22 protein-coding genes are annotated in these 24,387 nt (G+C 55.2%); 14 read left to right on the top strand and 8 right to left on the bottom strand.

The window, feature by feature from the left end:
- Positions 1-29: 29 nt before the first annotated feature.
- The gene (gene rhtB / locus JGC47_RS16095; protein ID WP_004154942.1) at positions 30-653 is read right to left on the bottom strand and encodes a homoserine/homoserine lactone efflux protein; all 624 of its coding nucleotides are present in this window, start codon (positions 651-653) and stop codon (positions 30-32) included.
- Positions 654-764: 111 nt separating this feature from the next.
- Between rhtB and pldB the strand changes: the two genes are divergently transcribed.
- Together pldB and yigL are read left to right on the top strand one after the other, a co-directional pair.
- On the top strand, positions 765-1,757 hold the full coding sequence (pldB, locus tag JGC47_RS16090; RefSeq protein WP_004154943.1) for a lysophospholipase L2: 993 nt from the start codon (positions 765-767) through the stop codon (positions 1,755-1,757).
- Positions 1,758-1,817: 60 nt separating this feature from the next.
- Positions 1,818-2,618, top strand: coding sequence for a sugar/pyridoxal phosphate phosphatase YigL (gene yigL / locus JGC47_RS16085; RefSeq protein ID WP_004154944.1), 801 nt, complete (start codon positions 1,818-1,820; stop codon positions 2,616-2,618).
- Between the two features lie 174 nt (positions 2,619-2,792).
- Here the strand turns inward: yigL and glpT are convergent, their stop codons facing one another.
- From glpT to metR, 3 genes are all read right to left on the bottom strand, one after another.
- Positions 2,793-4,124, bottom strand: a complete 1,332-nt coding sequence (glpT, locus tag JGC47_RS16080) for a glycerol-3-phosphate transporter (protein WP_004154946.1) — start codon at positions 4,122-4,124, stop codon at positions 2,793-2,795.
- Positions 4,125-4,510: 386 nt separating this feature from the next.
- A complete protein-coding gene (locus JGC47_RS16075) occupies positions 4,511-4,981 on the bottom strand; it encodes a YehS family protein (RefSeq protein ID WP_004154947.1) in 471 nt (156 codons plus the stop codon).
- A gap of 103 nt (positions 4,982-5,084) precedes the next feature.
- Positions 5,085-6,023, bottom strand: a complete 939-nt coding sequence (gene metR / locus JGC47_RS16070) for an HTH-type transcriptional regulator MetR (RefSeq protein WP_004154950.1) — start codon at positions 6,021-6,023, stop codon at positions 5,085-5,087.
- A gap of 150 nt (positions 6,024-6,173) precedes the next feature.
- Between metR and metE the strand changes: the two genes are divergently transcribed.
- Positions 6,174-8,447, top strand: a complete 2,274-nt coding sequence (gene metE, locus JGC47_RS16065) for a 5-methyltetrahydropteroyltriglutamate--homocysteine S-methyltransferase (RefSeq protein WP_004154951.1) — start codon at positions 6,174-6,176, stop codon at positions 8,445-8,447.
- Between the two features lie 59 nt (positions 8,448-8,506).
- On the opposite strand, the gene JGC47_RS16060 is transcribed toward metE, so the two are convergent.
- The gene (locus tag JGC47_RS16060; RefSeq protein WP_004154952.1) at positions 8,507-9,343 is read right to left on the bottom strand and encodes a dienelactone hydrolase family protein; all 837 of its coding nucleotides are present in this window, start codon (positions 9,341-9,343) and stop codon (positions 8,507-8,509) included.
- A gap of 290 nt (positions 9,344-9,633) precedes the next feature.
- Here JGC47_RS16060 and udp point away from each other — a divergent pair, with 290 nt between their 5' ends.
- The 9 genes from udp (at position 9,634) to tatD (ending at position 17,729) form a co-directional block, all read left to right on the top strand.
- Positions 9,634-10,398, top strand: coding sequence for a uridine phosphorylase (gene udp, locus JGC47_RS16055; RefSeq protein WP_004154953.1), 765 nt, complete (start codon positions 9,634-9,636; stop codon positions 10,396-10,398).
- 174 nt (positions 10,399-10,572) lie between these two features.
- Positions 10,573-12,048: a DNA recombination protein RmuC gene (gene rmuC / locus JGC47_RS16050; RefSeq protein ID WP_004154954.1), complete on the top strand. Its 1,476-nt coding sequence runs from the start codon at positions 10,573-10,575 to the stop codon at positions 12,046-12,048.
- A 134-nt stretch (positions 12,049-12,182) separates the two neighbouring features.
- A complete protein-coding gene (gene ubiE / locus JGC47_RS16045; protein WP_004154955.1) occupies positions 12,183-12,938 on the top strand; it encodes a bifunctional demethylmenaquinone methyltransferase/2-methoxy-6-polyprenyl-1,4-benzoquinol methylase UbiE in 756 nt (251 codons plus the stop codon).
- Between the two features lie 12 nt (positions 12,939-12,950).
- Complete coding sequence (gene ubiJ / locus JGC47_RS16040) at positions 12,951-13,556, top strand: ubiquinone biosynthesis protein UbiJ (protein WP_004154956.1); 606 nt, start codon at positions 12,951-12,953, stop codon at positions 13,554-13,556.
- A complete protein-coding gene (gene ubiB / locus JGC47_RS16035; protein ID WP_004154957.1) occupies positions 13,553-15,190 on the top strand; it encodes a ubiquinone biosynthesis regulatory protein kinase UbiB in 1,638 nt (545 codons plus the stop codon). The genes ubiJ and ubiB overlap by 4 nt, the downstream gene beginning before the upstream one ends.
- A gap of 119 nt (positions 15,191-15,309) precedes the next feature.
- Complete coding sequence (gene tatA / locus JGC47_RS16030; protein ID WP_004154958.1) at positions 15,310-15,567, top strand: twin-arginine translocase TatA/TatE family subunit; 258 nt, start codon at positions 15,310-15,312, stop codon at positions 15,565-15,567.
- A gap of 3 nt (positions 15,568-15,570) precedes the next feature.
- Positions 15,571-16,110: a Sec-independent protein translocase protein TatB gene (gene tatB / locus JGC47_RS16025; RefSeq protein WP_004154959.1), complete on the top strand. Its 540-nt coding sequence runs from the start codon at positions 15,571-15,573 to the stop codon at positions 16,108-16,110.
- 2 nt (positions 16,111-16,112) lie between these two features.
- Entirely contained in the window at positions 16,113-16,874 is a 762-nt protein-coding gene (tatC, locus tag JGC47_RS16020) for a Sec-independent protein translocase subunit TatC (RefSeq protein ID WP_004154960.1), read from the top strand.
- 75 nt (positions 16,875-16,949) lie between these two features.
- Positions 16,950-17,729 (top strand): 3'-5' ssDNA/RNA exonuclease TatD, encoded by a 780-nt coding sequence (gene tatD, locus JGC47_RS16015; protein WP_004154961.1) that lies wholly within the window; start codon positions 16,950-16,952, stop codon positions 17,727-17,729.
- Positions 17,730-17,757: 28 nt separating this feature from the next.
- Here tatD and rfaH read toward each other — a convergent pair whose 3' ends face one another.
- Positions 17,758-18,258, bottom strand: a complete 501-nt coding sequence (gene rfaH, locus JGC47_RS16010) for a transcription/translation regulatory transformer protein RfaH (RefSeq protein ID WP_004154962.1) — start codon at positions 18,256-18,258, stop codon at positions 17,758-17,760.
- Between the two features lie 249 nt (positions 18,259-18,507).
- On the opposite strand from rfaH, the gene ubiD reads away from it, so the two are divergent.
- Together ubiD and fre are read left to right on the top strand one after the other, a co-directional pair.
- Positions 18,508-19,992: a 4-hydroxy-3-polyprenylbenzoate decarboxylase gene (ubiD, locus tag JGC47_RS16005; RefSeq protein WP_004154964.1), complete on the top strand. Its 1,485-nt coding sequence runs from the start codon at positions 18,508-18,510 to the stop codon at positions 19,990-19,992.
- Positions 19,993-20,036: 44 nt separating this feature from the next.
- Positions 20,037-20,738: an NAD(P)H-flavin reductase gene (gene fre / locus JGC47_RS16000; RefSeq protein WP_004154965.1), complete on the top strand. Its 702-nt coding sequence runs from the start codon at positions 20,037-20,039 to the stop codon at positions 20,736-20,738.
- A gap of 104 nt (positions 20,739-20,842) precedes the next feature.
- Here fre and fadA read toward each other — a convergent pair whose 3' ends face one another.
- Positions 20,843-22,006 (bottom strand): acetyl-CoA C-acyltransferase FadA, encoded by a 1,164-nt coding sequence (fadA, locus tag JGC47_RS15995; protein WP_004154966.1) that lies wholly within the window; start codon positions 22,004-22,006, stop codon positions 20,843-20,845.
- Positions 22,007-22,016: 10 nt separating this feature from the next.
- Positions 22,017-24,203: a fatty acid oxidation complex subunit alpha FadB gene (fadB, locus tag JGC47_RS15990; RefSeq protein WP_004154967.1), complete on the bottom strand. Its 2,187-nt coding sequence runs from the start codon at positions 24,201-24,203 to the stop codon at positions 22,017-22,019.
- Positions 24,204-24,387: the final 184 nt, after the last annotated feature.

Below are 24,387 nucleotides of genomic sequence, written 5' to 3'. Positions count from 1 at the left end.
TTCCTGGCACGGAGCCTGCTTTTTTTTGTTCAGGCAATGCGTCGTGCTGAAGCCAGTAAAGCGCCCACCGCCACAAACAGGCCGCCGAAGAGGCGGTTGAGTAATTTCATCTGCTGCGGGCCTTTGATCCACGCTGAAATACGTCGCGCCAGCGTGGCGTAACCCATCATAACGAAGATATCGACCACTACCGTCGTCGCGCCCAGAACCAGATACTGCATCGCCTGTGGCTGATGCGGCAGGATGAACTGTGGGAAAAGAGCCGCCAGGAAGACGATACTTTTGGGGTTGGTCAGGTTCACCATCACCGCACGCTTAAACAGCTTGCGGCGCGGCATCGCTGCGGCCAGCGCGTTCAAATCTATCGCTCCGGCAGATCGCCACTGCTGAATGCCGAGCCACACCAGATAAGCCGCTCCGGCCCATTTCAGGAACTCAAAGGCCAGCAGCGACTGCGAGAACAGCGCGCCCAACCCGACACCGACCAGCACGATGTGCAGCGACAACCCCACCTGCAGGCCAGCAATAGAGGCGACAGCGCCGCGATAACCGTGGCTGATGCCGGTGCTCATGGTATTGATGGCGCCGGAACCCGGCGACAGGCTTAAAATGAGGGTTGTTAACAGATAGGTCAGCCACCACTCAGTCGTCATGGTAAAACTCCCGTAAAACGCTCAATTGTGACACAATACGTTATTGTCGAACGCCTTGCTACGGGTCACTCTGTTCCCGTTGAGATAAGTGCTCCGTGTGGAAAACGCCTGATGAAACTACACCAGAAAAGCTGGTTAACGCGTGAAAAAGCCTTCGCGGCTTTTGCCACCGGCCCGTTGCTGGATTTCTGGAGGCAGCGCGAAGAGGGCGAGTTTTCAGGAGTGGATAACGTACCGATCCGCTACGTCCGCTTCATCTCATCGCAACATGACAAGGTGATATTACTGTGTCCGGGGCGCATTGAAAGCTATGTCAAATACCCGGAGCTGGCCTACGACCTGTTTCATAGCGGATATGACGTTTTCATTATCGATCATCGCGGGCAGGGGCGTTCGGGCAGACTGCTAAAGGATTCGCATCGTGGGCACGTTGTGGCGTTTGAAGACTACGTTGAGGATCTGGAAACGCTGTATTTACAGGAGATCGCCACACGCCACTATCGCCATCGCTATGCGCTGGCGCATTCAATGGGCGGGGCGATCCTCGCCCTGATGTTGGCACGACAGCCTGCAGCCTTTGACGCGGTGGCGCTGTCTTCACCGATGTTTGGCATTTTCCTGCCTTTGCCATTATGGATGGCGCGCCGCATTCTCAACTGGGCGGAAAAACGCCCGACGGTACGCGATGATTATGCGCTGGGTACCGGGAAGTGGCGTGCGCGCCCGTTTGCGATAAACGATCTGACGCATAGCCGCGAACGCTATCGCCGCAATGTGCGTTTTTATGCTGACGATCCCGGTATACGCGTTGGTGGCCCGACCTATCACTGGGTGCGGGAAGGCGTGCGGGCCGGGCAACGCGTTTTGCGCCAGGCCGCACAGATTTCCACCCCGCTGCTGCTGCTGCAGGCCGCTAACGATAAGGTGGTCGACAACCGTGCTCAGGACCTGTTCTGCCAGATGATGGTGGCCGCGGGTCAGCCCTGTCAGGGGGGGAAGCCGATGATTATCGAGGGTGCGCGCCATGAGATCCTGTTTGAGCAAGACCGGATGCGCGCAGCGGCGCTTGAAGCCGTCCTCGCCTTTTTTGCCCGCCATGCCTGAGTGGCCAGAATTAAATTACCGGTGGGCGCTTCCCGCCGGAGAATATTAACCAGAGGTGTTATGTACCGTATTGTTGCTTCAGACCTGGACGGCACGCTGCTGCTGCCAAACCACACGCTTTCCCCCTTTGCCCGCGAAACGCTGCAGCTGCTAACCGCTAAAGGCATTCATTTTATCTTCGCCACCGGACGTCACTATATTGACGTGGCGCAGATGCGTGACAGCCTCGGCATTGATGCCTGGATGATCACCTCTAACGGCGCACGCGTACACAACACCGCCGGTGAACTGATATTCAGTCAGAATCTTGATCAGGATATCGCGCGCGAGCTGTTCACCATGCAGCATACTCATGCGGATATCTGTACCAATGTTTACCGGGACGAAGAGTGGTTCCTGAATCGTCATCGTCCCGGTGAAATGGATTTCTTCCAGGAATCTGACTTCACCTGTCAAATTTACCAGCCGGGGCAGCTGGCGGCCGACGGCATCAGCAAAGTCTTTTTCACCTGTGCCATTCCTGAACTGCTGATCCCGCTGGAGCAGGCGCTGATAGCGCGCTGGGGCGATCGGGTAAACGTCAGTTTCTCATTGCCAACCTGTCTGGAAGTGATGGCCGGCGGCGTCTCAAAAGGCCACGCGCTGGATGCGGTAGCAAAATCACTGGGCTATTCGCTGCGCGAGTGCCTCTCTTTTGGTGACGGCATGAACGACAAAGAGATGCTGCGCATGGCGGGTAAAGGTTACATCATGAATAACGCTCATCAGCGGCTGAAGGACGTACTGCCAGAACTGGAAGTGATCGGTTCTAACGGCGAACAGGCGGTGCCGCACACTCTGCGCAGACTGTTTGGCGTTTAGAAAACCGGTACAGGCTGTGTAGCGACTTGTTACGTCTGCTGCCGCCACATTCGCCAGATTTAAACAGGCAGAGCGTGCTGCGGCAGATCGGCGAATGGCGCCGCGATGGGCATGGGCTGGTAGTCGCGGCCGAAGCCGCTAGCGAAAACGATTTACAACCTCAGGCGTCCTTCATTAAGTTGTGCGCTGCTTTTTCTCACTGAGCATGGTCATGACCAGCAAAATAACGGCCAGCACGCAGCCGCCCACCATCATGATAAAGCCACCGTTCCAGCCGAAATAGTCGACGGTGTAACCGACGAGGACGCTGGCGGCGACTGAACCGCCCAGATAGCCAAACAGCCCGGTGAACCCGGCGGCGGTTCCTGCCGCCTTTTTAGGGGCCAGCTCCAGCGCATGCAGGCCAATCAGCATCACCGGCCCATAAATCAGAAAGCCGATAATGATCATACAGGCCATATCCACGCCCGGATTCCCGGCCGGATTTATCCAGTAAACAACGGTAGCGAGGGTCACCAGCAGCATAAAGAAAACGCCGGTCGCGCCGCGGTTGCCTTTAAAGATCCTGTCCGACATCCAGCCGCACAGCAACGTACCGGGAATACCAGCATATTCGTAAAAGAAGTAGGCCCATGAAGACGTGTCCAGGGTGAAGTGTTTCACCTCTTTCAGGTAGGTCGGTGACCAGTCGAGGATGCCGTAACGCAACAGATAAATAAACACGTTGGCCAGCGCGATATACCACAGCAGCTTGTTGGGCAGGATGTACTGCTTAAAAATCTGCTTAGCGGTCAGCTCTTGTTCATGCTTTTCATCGTAATCAGGCGGATAGTCATTTTTATACTCTTCAATCGGCGGCAGGCCGCAGGACTGCGGGGTATCACGCATCAGCGCAAAGGCGAAAATGGCGACCAGGATAGCGGCAAAGGCCGGCATATACAGCGCGGCTTTCCAGTCGTTGAACCAGGCCATGCCCAGCAGAAACAGCAGCGGAGGAATACCGCCGCCGACGTTATGCGCGCAGTTCCATACCGATACGATACGGCCGCGCTCTTTTTGTGACCACCAGTGCACCATAGTGCGCCCGCAGGGGGGCCAGCCCATGCCCTGAAACCAGCCGCACAGAAACAGCAGAACGAACATCACCATAATGCCCGATGTCGCCCAAGGCACGAAGCCCATAAACAGCATCACGGCCGCGGCGAGGAGCAGTCCGGCAGGTAAAAATATGCGCGGGTTGGAGCGGTCAGAAACCGAACCCATAATGAATTTAGATAACCCGTAAGCGATTGAAATACCTGAGAGCGCAAAACCGAGATCGCCGCGTGAAAAGCCCTGCTCAACCAGGTAAGGCATCGCCAGCGCAAAGTTTTTACGCACCAGATAATAGGCGGCGTAGCCGAAGAAAATGCCCAGAAAGATCTGCCAGCGCAGCTTGCGATACAGCGGATCGAGGCGGTCGCCATCAACGCGAGGTTGATGCACGGCGGGTTGGAAAATACTCAACGGTTAAGCCTCCCGTGGCTCAGATACGGATATCCCGGTGAAATGTGCCGGGGAAGAACAACACGCAGCCGCGCATGGCCGCCATGTTCCATTGCGCACACAGCCTGGCAGCTGTCGGTAAAAATGACCGTGAAGAGAGGCACAAATGTGACATTTTTATGACGTTATGGCGCTGAATGTGACCAGAGATCGCTGTCTGGCTTCACACTGGCAGATGACATCGTTAACCGCATCGCGTTTGTGACACGGGCGGATTATCGGGTTCGTTTGCGGATTGCTCGTGCTCACAAGAAAGCATTTTACCGCAGGGATGGCGCATGGGGAGGAGAATGATTAACGCCATGCGGGGCGGTTAAATAGCGTTAATCAGTCACAATGCGGTGAGCTTATTTTTTTGCCGGGCGGATTTTCATCGTCAAACCTTTAAGGAAATTACGCAGGATCTGATCGCCGCATTCGCGATAGTTCTTGTGCCCCGGTTTGCGGAAGATCGCCCCAATCTCCGACTGACCCACCGCAAAATCAGCACTTTTTAACAGTTCGATGATGTCGGTCGTTTTCAGGTCGAACGCCACACGCAGCTTCTTCATCATGATGTTGTTAGTCATCTTTCGCTCGATGGAAGGGGCTGGTGCGTCTTCGCTTTTGCCACGGCGTTCAAAAATCAGGCCATTAAGAAAGTAACCCATGATGACATCGGGGCAGGGGCGATAGCCTGGCTCATCTTCTTTTTTCAGCAAGCTGTGCACTTCGGCTTCGGTGACTTCGCTCTCTGCCCGCGCCAGAATGCTTACAACTTGAGCATCGCTTAAATTCAGCATGTATCGCACGCTGCGCAGGACGTCATTATTGGTCATAAAAACTCTCTTCAGTGAAACTGTTGCAGTGCGCGCAGTATACCCCTTCATTGCCAAAGCTGCATCCCGCTAAACAGCCGCCTGCTCAATGCCGACGCCTGGCTCAGACGTTGTAAGCAGAAGGGAGTGGCGTTCCGGGACGTGATGCATCGCGTACCCGTGGTAAATGTTCACAGGCGTGCTGACGCGCGGAACGGGTAAACGCCTCAATCACAGGCTGACGCTGTTCACCGTCGCGCACTGCGGCATACAGCCGGCTCCACAGGCCATCGCCCAGCGCTTTAGTGACCACCAGTCCCTGGTGCTCAAAGCTCTCTACCACCCAGTGCGGCAGGGCAGCGATACCCATGCCGGCTGAAACCATCTGAATCAACAGCAGCGTATTATCCACGCTTTTCAGCGCCGGACTGACGCCCGCGGGTTGCAGGAAATGACGCCAGATATCCAGGCGCTGACGCTGCACCGGGTAGATCATCAGCACTTCGCTGGCGAGATCCTGGGGTGAGATAACCGTCTTTTGCGCCAGTGGATGGTTGGGAGCCAATACCAGGCGTACTTCAAAATCGAACATCGGCGAATAAAACAGTCCGCTGCGCGGCAGAATATCGGATGTCAGCACCACATCCAGCTCGCCCTGTTGCAGAGCCGGCTGCGGGTCAAAGGTGACGCCGGATTTAAAATCCATCACCACCTGAGGCCAGCTTTGGCGGAATTCGTTAAGCGCCGGGGTCAGCCACTGAATACAGCTGTGGCATTCAATGGCGATACGCAGCGTGGTTTGATGCGGTTCGTGGCAGGCCTGTAACGCCTGCTGTATCTGCGGCAATACCTGCTCAGCCAGCTGTAGCAGAACTTCGCCTTGCGGCGTGAAGCGCAGCGGCTGGCTTTTACGCACAAACAGTCGGAAACCAAGACGTTGTTCCAGGTCACTGAACTGGTGTGACAACGCCGACTGTGTTTGGTGAAGCTGGGCGGCAGCGGCGGCCAGCGAGCCGGTATTTTGCAGAGCCTGAAGCGTTCGCAGGTGTTTGAGTTCGATCATGAGAGTCCTTCACATCGACAGTGAATATTTTGCGCTTGTGGTTAATACAGTACCTGCGGATTATAGCGGTGTAAACATCTGGACGTCCAAATGAATATCGAGTAAATCAGGACGTGTTCAGCTAACGATTAATGTAAAGAGGCACAACTGATGACTATTCTGAACCATACTCTCGGCTTCCCCCGTGTCGGCCTGCAGCGCGAACTGAAGAAAGCGCAGGAAAGCTACTGGGCGGGTAACAGCACCCAGGAAGAATTGCTGGCAGTTGGACGTGAGCTGCGCGCCCGCCACTGGCAGCAGCAGAAAGACGCTGGCGTGGATCTGCTGCCGGTAGGTGATTTTGCCTGGTACGACCACGTACTGACCACCAGCCTGCTGCTGGGTAACGTGCCGGCACGTCACCAGAATAAAGATGGTTCAGTTGACCTCGATACCCTGTTTCGCCTGGGCCGTGGCCGTGCACCGAGCGGTGAACCCGCCGCTGCAGCAGAAATGACCAAATGGTTTAACACCAACTATCACTACATGGTGCCGGAGTTTGTGCAGGGCCAGCAGTTCAAACTGACCTGGACTCAGCTGCTGAATGAAGTCGACGAAGCGCTGGCGCTGGGTCATAAAGTGAAACCTGTGCTACTTGGCCCGGTGACCTATCTGTGGCTGGGCAAAGTGAAGGGCGACCAGTTCGATCGCCTTAACCTGTTGCAAGATATTCTGCCGGTGTACCAGCAGGTGCTGGCGGAACTGGCTAAGCGCGATGTCGAATGGGTGCAGATTGATGAGCCGGCGCTGGCGCTGGAACTGCCCGCCGAGTGGCTGGCTGCCTTTAAGCCCGCTTATGACGCGCTTCAGGGGCAAACCAAACTGCTGCTGACCACCTATTTCGACAGCATTGGCCAGAACCTTGAAACCATCAGCGCGCTGCCGGTTCAGGGGCTGCATGTTGATCTGGTGCACGGTAAAGACGACATCGCCCTGCTGAACAGCAAAGTACCGGCAGACTGGCTGCTGTCCGTTGGTGTGATTAACGGCCGTAACGTCTGGCGTGCGGATCTCAGTAGCTGGTTTGAACGCCTGCAGCCGCTGGTTGCACAGCGCAAACAGCTATGGATTGGCTCCTCCTGCTCACTGCTGCACAGCCCGATCGACCTGAGCGTGGAAACCCGCCTGGACGAAGAAGTGAAAAGCTGGTTTGCCTTTGCCCTACAGAAGTGCTCCGAGCTGTCACTGTTAAGCAATGCGCTGAACAACAATGACCCGGCTTCACTGGAAGCATGGAGTGCGCCAATTCGCGCCCGTCAGCACTCTACTCGCGTGCACAATGCCGCCGTCGGCCAGCGTCTGGCAGCGATTTCACCGCAGGACAGCTTGCGTAAGAACAGCTATCAGGTACGTGCTGAAGCCCAGCGTCAGCGCTTCCAGCTGCCGGCGTGGCCAACCACGACCATCGGTTCATTCCCGCAAACCACGGAAATTCGCGGGCTGCGACTCGACTTCAAACAGGGCCGTCTGGACGGCACCCGCTACCGCACCGGCATCGCCGGGCACATTAAGCAGGCTATCGTTGAGCAGGAGCGCTTAGGGCTGGACGTGCTGGTGCACGGCGAAGCGGAGCGTAACGACATGGTGGAATACTTCGGCGAACACCTTGACGGCTTCATTTTCACGCAGAATGGCTGGGTGCAGAGCTACGGTTCACGCTGCGTGAAGCCGCCGGTTATCATCGGTGATGTCAGCCGCCCGGAAGCGATTACCGTAGAATGGGCAAAATATGCTCAGTCACTGACTGACAAGCCGGTAAAAGGCATGCTGACCGGTCCGGTAACTATCCTGTGTTGGTCATTCCCGCGTGAAGATGTTTCGCGTGAAACTATCGCCAAACAGATTGCGCTGGCGCTGCGTGATGAAGTTGAAGATCTGGAAAAAGCGGGCATTGGTATCATTCAGATTGATGAGCCTGCACTGCGCGAAGGGCTGCCGCTGCATCAGTCCGACTGGGCGGCTTATCTGACGTGGGCGGTCGATGCCTTCCGTCTGAACGCCGCCGTGGCACAGGACGACACCCAGATCCATACCCACATGTGTTACTGCGAGTTCAACGACATCATGGATTCGATTGCCGCGCTGGATGCGGATGTGATCACCATCGAAACCTCACGTTCTGATATGGAACTGCTGGAGTCGTTTGAAGAGTTCGAGTATCCAAATGAAATCGGTCCGGGCGTTTACGATATCCACTCGCCAAACGTGCCAAGCGTAGAGTGGATGGAAGCGCTGCTGCTTAAAGCGGCACAGCGCATCCCTACTGAACGTCTGTGGGTGAACCCGGACTGCGGACTGAAAACCCGTGGCTGGCCGGAAACTCGCCAGGCGCTGGCAAACATGGTTAAAGCGGCGCAAAACTTGCGAAATGCACAAAAAGCTTAAATATCTGTGTTGTTGTGTTTTGATGTAACTATTATTTGGGGCGCTTAGCGCCCCTTTTTTTATGCTGCCGGCGTCACGCCATACTGCCTGAACCATGCCAGCATTCGCTGCCAGCCGTCCTTAGCGGAGCCGGCCTCATAGCTTGGGCGATAGTCAGCATTGAACGCATGCCCGGCATCGGGATAGACAATAATCTCGGCGTTGGCATTGGCGGCACGCAGTGCATGACGCATGGTTTCGACACTGTCGGGCGGAATGCCATCATCCTTACCGCCGTAAAGCCCCAAAACTGGCGCATCCAGATCCACCGCAATATCCACCGGCTGTTTTGGCTGCTTCATCGTCTTATCTCCCACCAGCTTGCCATACCAGGCAACGGCGGCTTTCAGCTGCGGGTTATGCGCGGCATAAAGCCAGGTAATGCGCCCACCCCAGCAAAAACCGGTCACTGCCAAACGCCGTATATCGCCGCCGTGGCGTGAAGTCCAGTTCGCCACATGATCGAGGTCGGCCAGCACCTGACTGTCTGGGATTTGACTGACCAGCTGTTTGACCAACGTAGGAATATCGGTGTAATCAGCAGGCTCGCCCTGACGAAAATAGAGTTCGGGTGCGACCGCCAGGTAACCTTCCAGCGCCAGTCGACGGCAGATATCACGAATATGTTCGTGAACGCCAAAAATTTCCTGCACCACCATTACTACCGGCAAAGGGCCTTGCGCATGGCGTGGTTTGGCGTGGAACGCGGGCATATTTTCGCCCTGAGTTGGGATGGAGGTCTCACCACAGAGAATGTCGGCGCTGTCGGTAATCATCGTGCTGGCAGCGGCAGGAACGACCGCTGGCGCGAAGCCTTTGTTGCTCAATTCTTGCGTCATGTTATTTTCGGGTTTCATGGTCATCTCCGTGCAGGCGCTACGTGTTGTCAGCTAACTATAGTCAGGAATGCATTGGGATTAACGATCGAATCAGGGTAACTCTTTATCACCAGATAAAGCCTGTCTACAGCTCCGGATGTGGGAAAATGGCGATAACTGATGGTCAATTGCGACTTGTATCACCTTTTGTAAGTTCGGAAGATGCAATTTTCATTTTGATTAAGGATGTTCATCACATAAAGTCACGAGCAATTTTCTTACATTAGCAGTTCGCTAATCATCCGCAGGTTTTGTATCAGGAGTTTTACATGGCACATTCTGACGTTTTCCATCTCGGCCTGACTCAAGCCGATCTTCAGGGCGCTACTCTGGCCATTGTGCCCGGTGACCCGGAGCGGGTGAAGAAAATTGCCGCCCTGATGGATAATCCGGTTTATCTGGCCTCGCACCGTGAATTTACCAGCTGGCGTGGTGAGATCGCAGGTAAAGCCGTTGTAGTTTGCTCAACCGGAATTGGGGGGCCTTCCACCTCCATCGCCGTGGAAGAACTGGCGCAGCTGGGCGTGCGCACCTTTCTGCGCGTCGGGACTACCGGCGCTATCCAGCCGCACATCAAGGTGGGTGATGTGCTGGTCACCACCGGTTCAGTAAGGCTGGACGGTGCCAGCCTGCACTTTGCGCCGCTGGAATTTCCGGCGGTGGCGGACTTTACCTGTACTACCGCGCTGGTGGATGCAGCAAAAGCGCAGGGCGCGAGAATGCATATCGGCATCACGGCGTCCTCCGATACCTTTTACCCTGGCCAGGAGCGCTATGACACCTTCTCTGGCCGGGTGGTCAGTCGCTTCCAGAATTCAATGCAGGAATGGCAACAGATGGGCGTGCTGAACTATGAAATGGAGTCGGCAACGCTGCTGACTATGTGTGCCAGCCAGGGGTTGCGTGCCGGCATGGTGGCCGGGGTGATCGTTAACCGCACCCAGCAGGAGATCCCCGAGGCACAAACCCTGCAAAGAACCGAGAATGATGCGGTGAAAATTGTGGTTGAAGCTGCCCGCCGTCTGCTGAAATGATCCCCGCTGCGGGCCACGCCTGTTACCGGCCTGCAAATTTCGCTTGCTTGCAATATATCTTCGAGCTGCCCCGCTTTTTTAGCTTGACGGGGCGCTCTCTGGTGTATTTTGTCTGGACATTTATACAGTGCGCCTCTATTTTTCCCCTGTCAGGGGTTCAGCAGGAGAATAGGGGTGGATGTTACAATCATTTACGGCGCGGGCTTTGCTCTGGCCGGGATACTGGCAGGCTGGCTGCTTGCCTTGCTACGCAGTCAGCAGCAGCTGGCGCAAGGCGAAACAGAACGGCAGCTGCTGATGCAGTCGGCGGAACAGGCGCAGCATGAACGCCAGCGTTTGCAGCAGCAGCTTGATGGCCAGCTGCTGCTGCAAAAACAGAATGAGCAGGAGCAGCGCCAGCTGCATGGCTCCCTGGCGGCGGCCGAGGAAAAACTCCACCACCTTGAACACTGGCGCAGTGAAACCCAGCAGCTGACGCGTGAGCTGCGCACGCAGCTGGAGATTAACAGCGCTCAGGAGGCGGAGCTGCGAGAAGTCACCATCCGGCTGGAGGAAACGCGCATGGCCGCCGAGGAAAAACAGCGGCTGCTGGTGAACAGCGAACAACGCCTGAATGCCCAGTTTGAAAATCTGGCGAATCGCATCTTCGAAAATAGCGGACGCCGGGTCGATGAACAAAACCGCCAAAGCCTGCATGGCCTGATCACCCCCTTACGCGAACAGCTTGAGGGGTTCCGCCGTCAGGTACAGGACGGGTTCGGTCAGGAAGCGCGTGAACGCCATACGCTCGCCCACGAAATTCGCAACCTGCAGCAGCTCAATGCCCGGATGGCCCAGGAAGCGATTAACCTGACAAAAGCGCTGAAAGGTGACAACAAAACTCAGGGTAACTGGGGGGAAGTGGTTCTCAGCCGGGTTCTGGAAGCATCCGGTCTGCGTGAAGGGCACGAGTACGAAACCCAGGTCAACATTCAGCTGGAGCAGAATGGACGCATGCAGCCCGACGTCATCGTCCGTTTACCGCAGGGCAAGGATGTGGTTATTGATGCGAAGATGACGCTGGTCGCCTATGAGCGCTACTTTAACGGCGAAAACGAAGCGCAGCGTGAGGCGGCGGTCAGCGAGCATATCGCTGCTGTTCGCGGACACTTACGCCAACTAAGCCGAAAAGATTATCAACAATTGCCGGGTTTACGCTCGCTGGATTATGTGTTGATGTTTATTCCGGTGGAGCCAGCCTTCCTGCTGGCTATCGACAGGCAGCCTGAACTGGTCAACGAAGCGCTGAACCAAAATATCATGCTGGTCAGCCCGACTACGCTGCTGGTGGCGCTGCGTACCATCAACAACCTGTGGCGTTATGAACATCAGAGCCGTCATGCGCAGCGTATTGCTGACCGTGCTGCCCGCCTGTATGACAAAATGCGTCTGTTTGTCGATGATATGAGCGCCATCGGACAAAGCCTTGATAAGGCTCAGGGCAGCTACCGTCAGGCAATGAAAAAACTGTCGGAAGGGCGCGGCAACCTGATTGCCCAAAGTGAAGGTTTTCGCCAGATGGGCGTGGAGATAAAACGGCCGATTGACCCACGGCTGGTGGCACAGGCTCTGCCGGAAGAAGCCGAAGAAGCGCAGGACGATGCGTGTTAGCATGGGCCTGAACATATCGGCTATTCTTCTCGCAGTACGCCTCACGGCATCAATGAATAAGCGCAGGGTCAGTGTTTGGCTGGCCCAACTCTGGTACACTTGGCTAATATTTGATTGTAGAGCAGGCAAAACAAATGGCAGATGAATCAAAGGACACTACCCACTTCGGCTATCGCACCGTAGCGAAAGATGAAAAAGCCGATATGGTTGCTGATGTTTTCCATTCGGTTGCGGCTAAATATGACCTGATGAACGATCTGATGTCATTTGGTATTCACCGCATCTGGAAGCGTTTTACCATCGACTGCAGCGGCGTGCGTCGCGGGCAGCGCGTGCTCGACCTTGCCGGCGGTACGGGTGACCTCACGGCGAAGTTCTCGCGTCTGGTCGGGGAAACCGGTGAAGTGGTGCTGGCGGACATTAACAGTTCGATGCTGAAAGTGGGCCGTGAAAAGCTGCGCAACAGAGGCATTATCGGCAACGTCAGCTATGTACAGGCGAATGCAGAAGCCCTGCCGTTCCCGGATAACTACTTCGACTGTATCAGCATCGCTTTTGGGCTGCGTAACGTTACCGATAAAGATAAAGCGCTGGCGTCGATGTTTCGGGTGCTTAAACCAGGTGGCCGTTTGCTGGTGCTGGAGTTCTCTAAACCGCAGTTCGAGCCGCTGAACAAGGCCTACGACGCCTACTCTTTCCACATCCTGCCGCGAATTGGTGAAATAGTGGCAAAAGACGCCGGCAGCTATCGCTATCTGGCAGAATCCATTCGTATGCATCCCGATCAGGAAACCCTGAAGCAGATGATGACGGATGTCGGCTTTGAAAACACCACGTATCATAATCTGACGGGCGGCATTGTTGCTTTGCACCGTGGATTTAAGTTTTAAACAGGGATATGCATGACATTAATGCCGCTGTTAACTGCCAGTCTCGAGACCGCGCTTAACCATGTTTTATATCGCGACCGTGGCCTGAAGTTGGCTCGTCAGCGTCTCAGCGGGCGCAGTCTGGCGATTGTCCTGGCCGAGCTGAAGCAGCCAGTCACGATTATTTTCAGCGAACAGCGGGTGGATGTGATTGGTCACTGGAGTGATACGCCCGACTGTACGGTGAAAACCCGTGTTGTCACGCTGCCAAAACTTCGCGATCGTCAGCAGCTGACTACGCTTATCCGCAGCGGTGAGCTGGAAGTAGAAGGCGACCTGCAAGTGGTGCAGCAATTCTCAGCTTTGCTGGATTTAGCTGAACTGGACCCGGCAGAGTACCTGTCTCCGTGGGTGGGTGACATTGCTGCGCAGGGCATGACCCGGTTCTTCCTTGGTGGCTTTAATGCCGTGCGGCGGGATGTGCAACGTAAGCAGGGTTATCTGGCGCAAACGCTGACCGAGGAGTGGCGCCAGGCTCCGGGGCCGCTTGAGCTGGCATCGTTCGCAGAAGAAGTTGATGCATTGACGCGTTCGTTAAATGCCCTTGATGCCCGTATTCATCGTCTGGAGGAAAAATGACCTACGGTGAACTGCGCCGTCTGTATCTGATTATCCGCGTGTTTCTTAGTTACGGCCTTGACGAACTCATCCCTAAAACGCGCCTGGCCCTTCCTCTGTTACTCTGGCGCAAGTGCCTGTTCTGGATGCCAAACATTCATAAAGATCAACCCCTGGGTGCACGTCTGCGCCTGGCGCTGGAACAGTTGGGACCGGTTTGGATTAAGTTTGGTCAGATGATGTCTACCCGTCGCGATCTGTTCCCGCCCCATATAGCCGATCAGCTGGCCATGCTGCAGGACAAGGTTCCTCCTTTTGATGGGGCACAGGCGCTGAAGCTCATTGAGCAATCGTTAGGTGCCTCCATTGACAGCCAGTTTGACAACTTTGATATCGTTCCGCTGGCGTCAGCATCCATCGCTCAGGTGCATACGGCAACGTTGAAAGAGAACGGCCGCGAAGTGGTGATAAAAGTGATCCGGCCCGATATTTTGCCGGTGATCAAAGCCGATATGAAGCTGATCTACCGCCTGGCGCGCTGGGTCCCGCGTTTGCTGCCTGATGGCCGCCGTTTGCGTCCGCAGGAAGTGGTTGCTGACTATGAAAAAACGCTGCTTGATGAGCTAAATTTGCTGCGCGAGGCCGCCAATGCTATTCAATTACGGCGTAACTTTGATCAAAGCAGAATGCTGTATGTGCCGGAAATTTACTCGGACTATTGCAGTGAAAACATGCTGGTGATGGAGCGAATTTACGGTATTCCCATCTCTGATATGGCAACGCTGGAACAGCACGGTGTCAACATGAAACTGCTGGCCGAACGTGGCGTGCAGGTGTTCTTTACCCAGGTATTCCGCGACAGCTTCTTTCATGCGGATATGCATCCTGGCAATATCTTTGTCAGCTACGAGCACCCGGAAGATCCGCAGTATATCGGGATTGACTGCGGCATTGTCGGTTCGTTGAACAAGGAAGACAAACGCTATCTGGCAGAAAACTTCATTGCTTTCTTCAACCGCGATTATCGCAAGGTTGCAGAACTGCATGTGGATTCGGGCTGGGTTCCGGCAGATACCAATGTGGAAGATTTCGAGTTTGCCATCCGTACCGTGTGCGAACCTATTTTCGAGAAACCCCTGGCAGAAATTTCCTTCGGCCACGTGCTGTTAAATCTGTTTAATACCGCACGTCGCTTTAACATGGAAGTTCAGCCGCAACTGGTTCTGTTACAGAAAACGTTACTGTATGTAGAAGGGGTTGGCCGCCAGCTTTATCCGCAGCTGGACTTGTGGAAGACCGCCAAGCCGTTTCTTGAAAACTGGATCAAAGATCAGATTGGTATTCCGGCCATCGTGCGTGCGTTAAAAGAGAAAGCGCCGTACTGGGCCGAGAAACTGCCGGAGTTGCCGGAGCTGTTCTATGACAGTCTGCGCCAACACAAGCATTTACAGCATAGCGTTGACCGACTGACGACAGACCTGAAGGGGGAACGCGTCAGGCAACATCAGTCGCATTATTTATTTGGCATTGGTGCCACTCTGCTACTGAGCGGCACCGCGGTTCTGCTGTCGCGACCGGCCTGGGACATGCTTTCTGCCGGGATGATGGCCGCAGGCCTGGTGGCCTGGCTGGTTGGCTGGCGCAGGACAAGCTGACTGTCATGAAAGGTAAATAGACAGCTTATAGCGCGCGTAAAAGGCTTTGCGCATCGTCAGTAAGACATAAGCTGTTATATACTAAAAATTCGCATCAATTATTGATATCAGAGGTAATAATGGGTGGCATTACACTTCCGCATTTATTGATTATCGCCGTACTGGTAGTACTGCTGTTCGGTACTAAAAAACTGCGTTCGCTGGGTTCTGACCTCGGTTCTTCTATCAAAGGCTTCAAAAAAGCCATGAGCGAAGAAGACGATAAAGAAAAAGAAAAAGAGAAAGCAACTGCTGAAGATGCTGATTTCAACGCCAAACTGGCTGATAAACAGCATACTGAAGTGAAGAAAGAAGACGTTAAGAACGACAAGGTATAAACCGTGTTCGACATAGGCTTTAGTGAACTGGTTCTGGTCTTCGTTATTGGCCTGGTGGTGCTTGGCCCTCAACGGTTACCGGTGGCGGTCAGGACGGTGATGGGCTGGATCCGCGCGCTGCGTTCGCTGGCAACCAGTGTTCAAAACGAACTGGCCCAGGAGTTGAAGCTCCAGGAACTGCAGGACGGCCTGAAAAAAATCGAGCAGGCCAGCAAAGATAACCTCTCTCCTGAGCTGAAAGCCTCGGTTGAGGAGCTGAAGCAAACTGCAAATTCGATGAAGCGCTCATACCTCGGCGACAATGAAAAAGCGGATGACGAAGCCCATACTATTCACAATCCGCTGCTGAAAGATGCGCAGGAAACCCATGACGGTGTAACCCCGGCGCAGGCGGATCATCAGGCTGATGCTCCGCCGCTGGCACCTGTTACGGTGACTCAGAAGGCATCATCGGAGCCGCAGCCTGATGTTAAACAGGAGCCGCCAGCACCCGTTGCCCCGCGTGCATCCGCGACCTCTACTTTACCTGGCGACGAACGTTAAACATGGCTGTAGAAGATACCCAACCGCTTATCAGCCACCTGATTGAGCTGCGTAAGCGCCTGTTGCACTGCATTATTGCTGTTCTGGCCATTTTCCTGTGCCTGGCTTACTTCTCGAACGATATTTACCAGCTGGTATCCGCGCCGTTGATCAAACAGATGCCTGCCGGGGCCAGTATGATTGCCACCGACGTGGCGTCACCGTTCTTCACCCCGATCAAGCTAACCATCATCGTTTCGCTGTTCCTTGCGGTGCCGGTGATCCTTTATCAGGTTTGGGCCTTTGTCGCCCCGGCGCTCTATCGCCACGAGCGCAGGCTGGTTATGCCGCTGTTGTTTTCAAGTTCATTCCTGTTCTATCTGGGGATGGCTTTCGCCTACTTTGTCGTCTTCCCGTTGGCGTTTGGCTTTTTCGCTAAAACTGCGCCTCAGGGCGTACAAATTGCCACCGACATTAATAACTATCTCGATTTTGTGATGACGTTATTTATGGCGTTTGGCGTGTCGTTTGAAGTTCCGATTGCTATCGTACTGTTGTGCTGGACCGGCGTCACCACGCCTGAAGATCTCAAGGCCAAACGCCCTTATGTTCTGGTTGGCGCGTTTGTCGTCGGCATGTTACTCACGCCACCGGATATTTTCTCCCAGACGCTGTTAGCCATTCCGATGTACTGTCTTTTTGAAGTCGGTGTGTTTGTTTCACGTTTCTATGTGGGTAAGAACCGCCGTGATGAGGATCACGACGACGAATCGGAGCAAGGTTGAGCCAACGGCCGCCGCTGGCAACACATGTTGAATTAACTAACCGCCCGTCAGGGCGGTTACTGTTTGGAAGGAATTATGTTTGATATTGGTGTAAATCTGACCAGCACCCAGTTTGCGAAAGATCGTGATAAGGTGGTAAAACGTGCGCGTGAAGCGGGCATCAGCGGTATGCTCATCACCGGCACCAACGCGCTGGAAAGTCAGCAGGCACTGAGTCTGGCGCGCCAGCATGCAAATTATTGCTGGTCAACGGCCGGCGTTCATCCTCATCATGCCAGCGAGTGGTCGGCAGAAACCGCTGCCACGCTGCGTCGGCTGGCGGAAAGCCCTCTAGTTGTGGCTATCGGGGAATGTGGCCTCGATTTCAACCGCAATTTCTCGCAGCCGGAACAGCAGGTCTATGCGTTTAATGCCCAGCTGGCGCTGGCCGCAGAGCTGTCTCTGCCCGTATTCCTGCACTGCCGCGAGGCCCACGAGCGTTTCATTACAATTCTTAAACCCTGGCTACCCAGTCTTAAGGCGGCGGTACTGCACTGCTTTACCGGCGCGCGCGCAGAGCTTGAGTCCTGCCTGGCAGAGGGTTTATCTATCGGTATTACCGGCTGGATATGCGATGAGCGGCGCGGACAGGAACTGCGTGAACTGGTGCCACTGATCCCCGCAGACCGCCTGTTGCTGGAAACGGATGCTCCCTGGCTACTGCCGCGAGATATGCGGCCGCGACCGCCATCAAGACGTAATGAGCCCTGTTTCTTACCGCATATTGTGCAGCAGGTAGCCTTATTACGTGGCGATGACGTTGATGAACTGGCGGCGCAAACGGCGTTAAACGCGCGTGCGCTGTTCGGTCTTTAGTCGGGCCGGGACATGATATGTGCCCCTGCTAAGGGGCAGGTTTACAGCATTTGAACTGCTGATTGGCGACACTGCGCACGACCTGTTTGTTTAACAGGTTTAACAGCAGCATCGAACGCGCTTCACCATCCGGTTCAGTAAATATCGCTTTCAGTCCTTCGAACGCCCCTTCAGTGATAATCACCGTATCGCCTGGTAGTGGCAATTGACCGCCGTCACGAGGTAACCCAGGACCGACCTGCAAAGCGTTTATTACACCTTGCGGCACGGTGGCAGGTTGATTGCCAAATCGAACAAAATGACTGACTCCACGCGTTGCACTGATGGTCGTGGTATGGATTAATTCCGGGTCGAATTCGACAAACAGATAATTAGGGAACAGCGGTTCACTGACTTGAGTAGGTTTACCACGCACCATTTTCTCTAAAGCAACCATCGGACTCAGGCAATGGACTGCCTGGCGCTCAAGATGCTCTTGTGCACGTAGTAGTTGGCCTCGTTTGCAGTAAAGTAAGTACCAGGATTCCATAACATCGCTTTCCAATTATCTTGCCTGCAAGAATAGCAAAAACGTTATCATAGTTATAGCGAGATCGGAGACAACAGTGGGTTGCCAAATGTCTTGATGACAGGTTATCGCATCGCGCGATGACTTTAAATCGGCATTAATTATCGTATTTGCAAGGCAACAGAGTGTCTAAACTTACCAACAAAATTAACCCTCAGCGGTGGATCGGCACTATAATGGCTGACTCACTGGCCGCATTGATGGAAAGTCATGAAATACCACGACTTACGCGACTTTATTTCTCTGCTTGAACAGCGTGGGGAATTGAAACGTATCAAACAACAGATCGACCCCGATCTGGAAATGACCGAAATTGCCGACCGCACGCTGCGTGCCGGTGGTCCGGCGCTGCTGTTCGAAAACCCGAAAGGTTACAACATGCCGGTGCTTTGCAATCTGTTTGGCACCCCGGATCGCGTGGCGATGGGAATGGGCCAGGAAGATGTGAAAGCACTGCGCGATGTGGGAAAGCTGCTGGCCTTCCTGAAAGAGCCTGAACCGCCGCGTGGCTTCCGCGACTTTTTTGACAAAATGCCGCAGTGGAAGCAGGTGCTGAATATGCCGACCAAACGGCTGCGTAATGCACCCTGTCAGCAGCAGATCTGGCAAGGCGATGATGTCGATCTGTCGCGCATCCCGGTGATGAAGTGCTGGCCGGGCGATGCCGCCCCGCTGGTGACCTGGGGGCTGACCGTAACGCGTGGCCCGCAAAAAGAGCGGCAGAATCTGGGCATCTATCGCCAGCAGGTGATCGGCAAAAACAAACTGATTATGCGCTGGCTCTCCCACCGTGGCGGCGCGCTGGACTACCACGAGTGGTGCCAGCAGCATCCGGGGGAACGCTTCCCGGTTTCCGTGGCGCTCGGTGCCGATCCGGCGACCATCCTCGGTGCGGTGACGCCAGTACCGGACACGCTGTCCGAATATGCCTTTGCCGGGCTGTTGCGCGGCACTAAAACCGAAGTGGTTAAGTGCGTCTCTAACGATCTGGAAGTACCGGCCAGCGCGGAGATTGTGCTGGAAGGTTATCTCGAACCGGGTGACATGGCGCCGGAAGGCCCCTACGGCGACCATACCGGCTATTACAATGAAGTGGATGATTTCCCGGTATTTACCATTACTCATATTACGCAGCGCCGTGATGCGATCTATCATTCTACCTACACCGGCCGTCCGCCGGATGAACCCGCGGTGCTCGGTGTGGCGCTGAATGAGGTTTTTGTTCCGATTTTACAAAAACAGTTCCCGGAGATCGTCGACTTCTATCTGCCGCCCGAAGGATGTTCCTATCGCCTGGCGATAGTGACGATTAAGAAGCAGTATGCCGGTCATGCCAAACGCGTCATGATGGGCGTCTGGTCCTTCCTGCGGCAATTTATGTACACCAAATTTGTTATCGTCTGCGATGAAGACATCAATGCGCGTGACTGGAATGATGTTATCTGGGCGATTACCACGCGTATGGACCCGGCACGCGATACGGTTCTGGTGGAAAACACGCCGATTGATTATCTTGATTTTGCCTCGCCGGTTTCCGGGTTGGGGTCAAAAATGGGGATGGATGCGACCAACAAATGGCCCGGTGAAACGCAGCGCGAGTGGGGGACTCCCATCCGTAAGGACCCCGCTGTTGTCGCCCGTATTGATGCGATCTGGGATGAGTTAGGCATCTTGAGTGATACACCAGCGCGCTGAAGCGCTGGTGGTCAAATGACAATGACGACCCGACAGGGGAACGCATGACAACCTTAAGCTGTAAAGTGACCTCAGTAGAGGCGATTACCGATACCGTGTACCGTGTCCGTCTGATCCCGGAGGCTGACTTCAGTTTTCGTGCGGGTCAGTATTTGATGGTGGTTATGGACGAGAACGATAAGCGTCCGTTCTCTCTGGCCTCCACGCCGATGGAAAAAGACATTATCGAACTGCATATTGGTGCTTCCGAGCTTAACCTCTATGCCATGGCGGTGATGGAGCGTATTCAGCAGCAGCGCCAGATTACCGTAGATATTCCCCATGGCGATGCGTGGTTTCGTGAAGAGGGCGATCGTCCGCTGCTACTGATTGCGGGCGGCACCGGTTTCTCCTACGTGCGTTCAATCCTCCTGACGGCACTGGCGCAACAGCCGGACCGCCACATTGCGATTTACTGGGGCGGGCGCGAGCTGAAGCACCTGTATGATTTGGACGAACTGAATGCGCTGGCGATCAAGCATCCGCACCTGAAGGTTGTCCCGGTGGTTGAACAGCCGGAAGAGGGCTTTACTGGCCGTAATGGCACCGTTCTGACGGCGGTGATGCAGGATTATGGCAGCCTGTCCGGGCACGATATTTATATCGCTGGCCGTTTTGAAATGGCGAAAATTGCGCGGGAGCGCTTCTGCGCCGAACGTGACGTGCAGGAAGCGCGCATGTTTGGCGATGCCTTTGCCTTTATCTGACGGGCAGGGGATCGCTTTGCTGTTCCTGCTTAATTCACCGGAATGAAAAACCGCCTTTGCCTGAAAGGCGGTTAACTGAGGTGCAGACAGACGGTATTATTCTGTTAAAGACGTTCGAATACGGTGGCGATCCCCTGGCCCAGCCCGATACACATGGTGGCAAGACCGAACTGGGCATCGCGCCGCTCCATCAGGTGCAGCAGCGTGGTGCTGATACGCGCTCCTGAGCAGCCCAGCGGGTGGCCGAGTGCAATCGCACCGCCGTTGAGGTTGACCTTCTCGTCAATTCTATCCATCAAACCCAGATCCTTAATGCACGGCAGCGTCTGTGCGGCAAAAGCTTCATTTAGCTCAAACACGTCAATATCCGTGGTACTAAGCCCGGCACGCTTCAGAGCCAGTTGAGAGGCGGGTACCGGGCCATAACCCATAATCGACGGATCGCAGCCAACCACCGCCATCGAGCGGATGCACACGCGTGCTTTCAGGCCCCGTTGCCGCGCCTGAGACTCACTCATTAGCAGCATGGCGGCCGCCCCATCGGACAGCGCCGAGCTGCTGCCGGCGGTCACCGTGCCGTTAACCGGAACAAAAGCCGGGCGTAAAGCCGCCAGGCTTTCCGGCGTGGTTTCGGGCCGTATCACCTCGTCTGCGTCAAAGCATATCAGTACGCCATCAGCATCATGGCCGGAAACGGCAACAATCTCGGCGGCAAAGTGCCCGGCCTGGGTTGCTGCCGCAGCGCGCTGATGTGAGCGGGCAGCAAACCGATCCTGCATCTCACGGCTGATACCGTGCATCCGCGCCAGCATTTCAGCGGTCAGCCCCATCATTGCGGCGGCTTTAGCAACGCGGCGGCTCAGCCCCGGATGGAAATCAACGCCGTGATCCATCGGTACGTGACCCATATGCTCTACGCCGCCAATCAGGCAGATACGTGCATCCCCGACCATAATGGCACGAGCGGCATCATGCAGCGCCTGCATGGAAGAGCCGCACAAACGGTTGACGGTGGTGGCAGGGACAGAATGCGGGATTTCCGCCAGCAGCGCGGCATTGCGTGCAATGTTAAACCCCTGTTCCAGGGTTTGCTGTACGCAGCCCCAGTAAATATCATCCAGCGTGGCGGCCGCTATCGACGGATTGCGACTCAGCAGGCTGCGCATCAGATGCGCAGAGAGATCTTCCGCCCGCACATGACGAAATGCACCGCCTTTTGAACGACCCATCGGCGTGCGGATGGCATCAACGATGACAACTTTTTCCATTTTGCTTTCCTCACGCCGTTTTTAATTTTGTCTCATCCGGCGGAGTCGCCGTGGAATACCAACTCGCGCCTTGAGTTGCCTTTTCACGTAAACTTGCCGGCACCTGATAGAGCGGGCCTAGCGCGCTGAACGGCTCGGCGCGCGCGATATAGCGATCGTTGCTTACGGTGTCCAGATAGCGGAAAGCACCGCCGTGGAATGGTGGGAAACCGAGACCATAAACCAGCGCCATATCGGCCTCTGCCGGGCTGGCGATCACGCCTTCATCCAGACATCGCACCACTTCGTTGATCATCGGTATCATCATGCGCGCCACGATATCTTCATCGCTGAAAACACGTTTTGGCTGGCAGACGCTTTGCAGCAGATCATCGGTTTCGCTGTCGGAGACTTTCTGCAGCTTGCCCTTGCTGTCGGTTTCCCAGCGCCAGAAGCCCTGCTGGTTTTTCTGCCCGTAGCGTTTCGCCGCAAACAGCACATCAACGGCGTCGCGATAATCCTTGTTCATCCGCGACGGGAACCCGACTGCCATCACGCTTTGTGCATGATGTGCGGTATCAATGCCCACCACGTCCAGCAGCCACGAAGGGCCCATCGGCCAGCCAAACTGTTTTTCCATCACTTTGTCGATTTGGCGGAAGTCGGCACCATCGCGCAGTAACAGGCTGAAACCGGCGAAGTAAGGGAACAACACGCGGTTAACAAAGAAGCCGGGGCAGTCATTGACCACAATCGGCGTTTTGCCCATTTTGCTGGCCCAGGCCACCACTTTGGCGATGGTGGCATCTGACGTTTTGCTGCCGCGAATCACCTCCACCAGCGGCATACGCGGTACCGGATTGAAAAAGTGCATGCCGCAGAAATTTTCCGGGCGGGTTAATGCTTCAGCGAGCTGGTCGATTGGAATGGTTGAGGTATTCGATGCGAGAATGGCATCCGGACGGATATGATGCTCGGCTTCCGCCAGCACTTCGGCTTTCACCTGTGGGTTCTCCACCACCGCTTCGACCACCACGTCGACGCGATCAAAGCCAGCATAGTGAAGCACTGGCTGGATCGTACTTATGATGCCGGCCAGCTTCAGGCCGTCAATCTTGCCACGCATCAACTGCTTATTAAGCAGCTTCGCCGCTTCACCAATCCCCAGCGTCAGTGCTTTTTCGCTAATGTCCTTCATCATGATCGGCACGCCTTTGCAGGCAGATTGATAAGCAATGCCGCCGCCCATGATGCCGGCACCTAATACGGCAGCACGCTCAGGGGCTGCGACGTCTTTTATCTGTTTTTTAACTTTAGCTTTCACCATCTGGTCATTAAGAAAGATGCCAACCAGCGCGCGGGCTTCATCAGAGCGCGCCAGCGGCACAAAGGCAGCCGTCTCCAGTTTCTGGGCTTCATCGCGGCCTGATCCTGCCGCTGCCTCAATGGTTTGCACCACGGTAAGCGGTGCCGGGTAGTGCTTGCCGGCCGTTTGCAGCACCATCGCTTCGGCGGTGCTGAAACTCATTGCTGCCTCGATGTTGCTTAGTTTCAGCGGTTCCAGTTTGATCTGCCGACGTTCACGCCAGGGTAATCTGCCCGCTATGGCTTCTTTCAGCACGGAAAGTGCTGCCGCGTGGAGTTTATCCACAGACACAACGGCATCCACCAGGCCAACCTTCAGTGCCTGTGCGGCATCAATGTCCTTTCCGCCGGCGATAATATCCAGCGCACTGTCAGCGCCCAGCAGGCGCGGCATACGCACCGATCCGCCAAAACCGGGTATAATGCCTAATTTGGTTTCCGGCAGCCCGATGCGCGTATCTGCGCTGGCAATACGAAAATCGGTAGCGAGCACACACTCACAACCGCCGCCCAGCGCGTAGCCATTAATGGCCGCAACGGTAGGCACCGGCAGATCCTCAAGCCGGTTAAAGACGCCGTTGGCAAACGCCAGCCACTGAGCCAGCTGTTCCGCTGGTGCGGCAAACAGGGACAAAAACGCCATAATATCGGCACCGACGATAAACGCCGATTTGCGCGAGCTAAGCAGCACTCCGCGCAATCCTGGCTGCTGTTCAAGCGTTGTGATGGCTTCGCCCAGGCTGGTAACGGTCTGCGTATCAAGCTTATTCACCGAGCCGGGGGCATCAAAAACCAGTTCGGCTATGCCGTCTTCCAGCCAGTCGAGGGAAAGGGTTGCGCCTTGGTAGAGCATATCTGTCTCCTGAACCGCGATGAAGGGATCTGGTCATACCAGATCTTCGTGAGTGTGGAATTGATATTTATGTTTTGCAAACCTGGCGTTGTGGATTTGCGGGCAGGTTCACAACTGCGGCGAGACGGCATACCCTTGCTGGCTGTGATAAGATGATAACAATTTCGCTATAAAGGAGACGGGT

This window comes from Erwinia amylovora, assembly GCF_017161565.1.
GTDB lineage: Bacteria > Pseudomonadota > Gammaproteobacteria > Enterobacterales > Enterobacteriaceae > Erwinia > Erwinia amylovora.
This window is presented reverse-complemented; position numbering and strand designations above follow the sequence as displayed.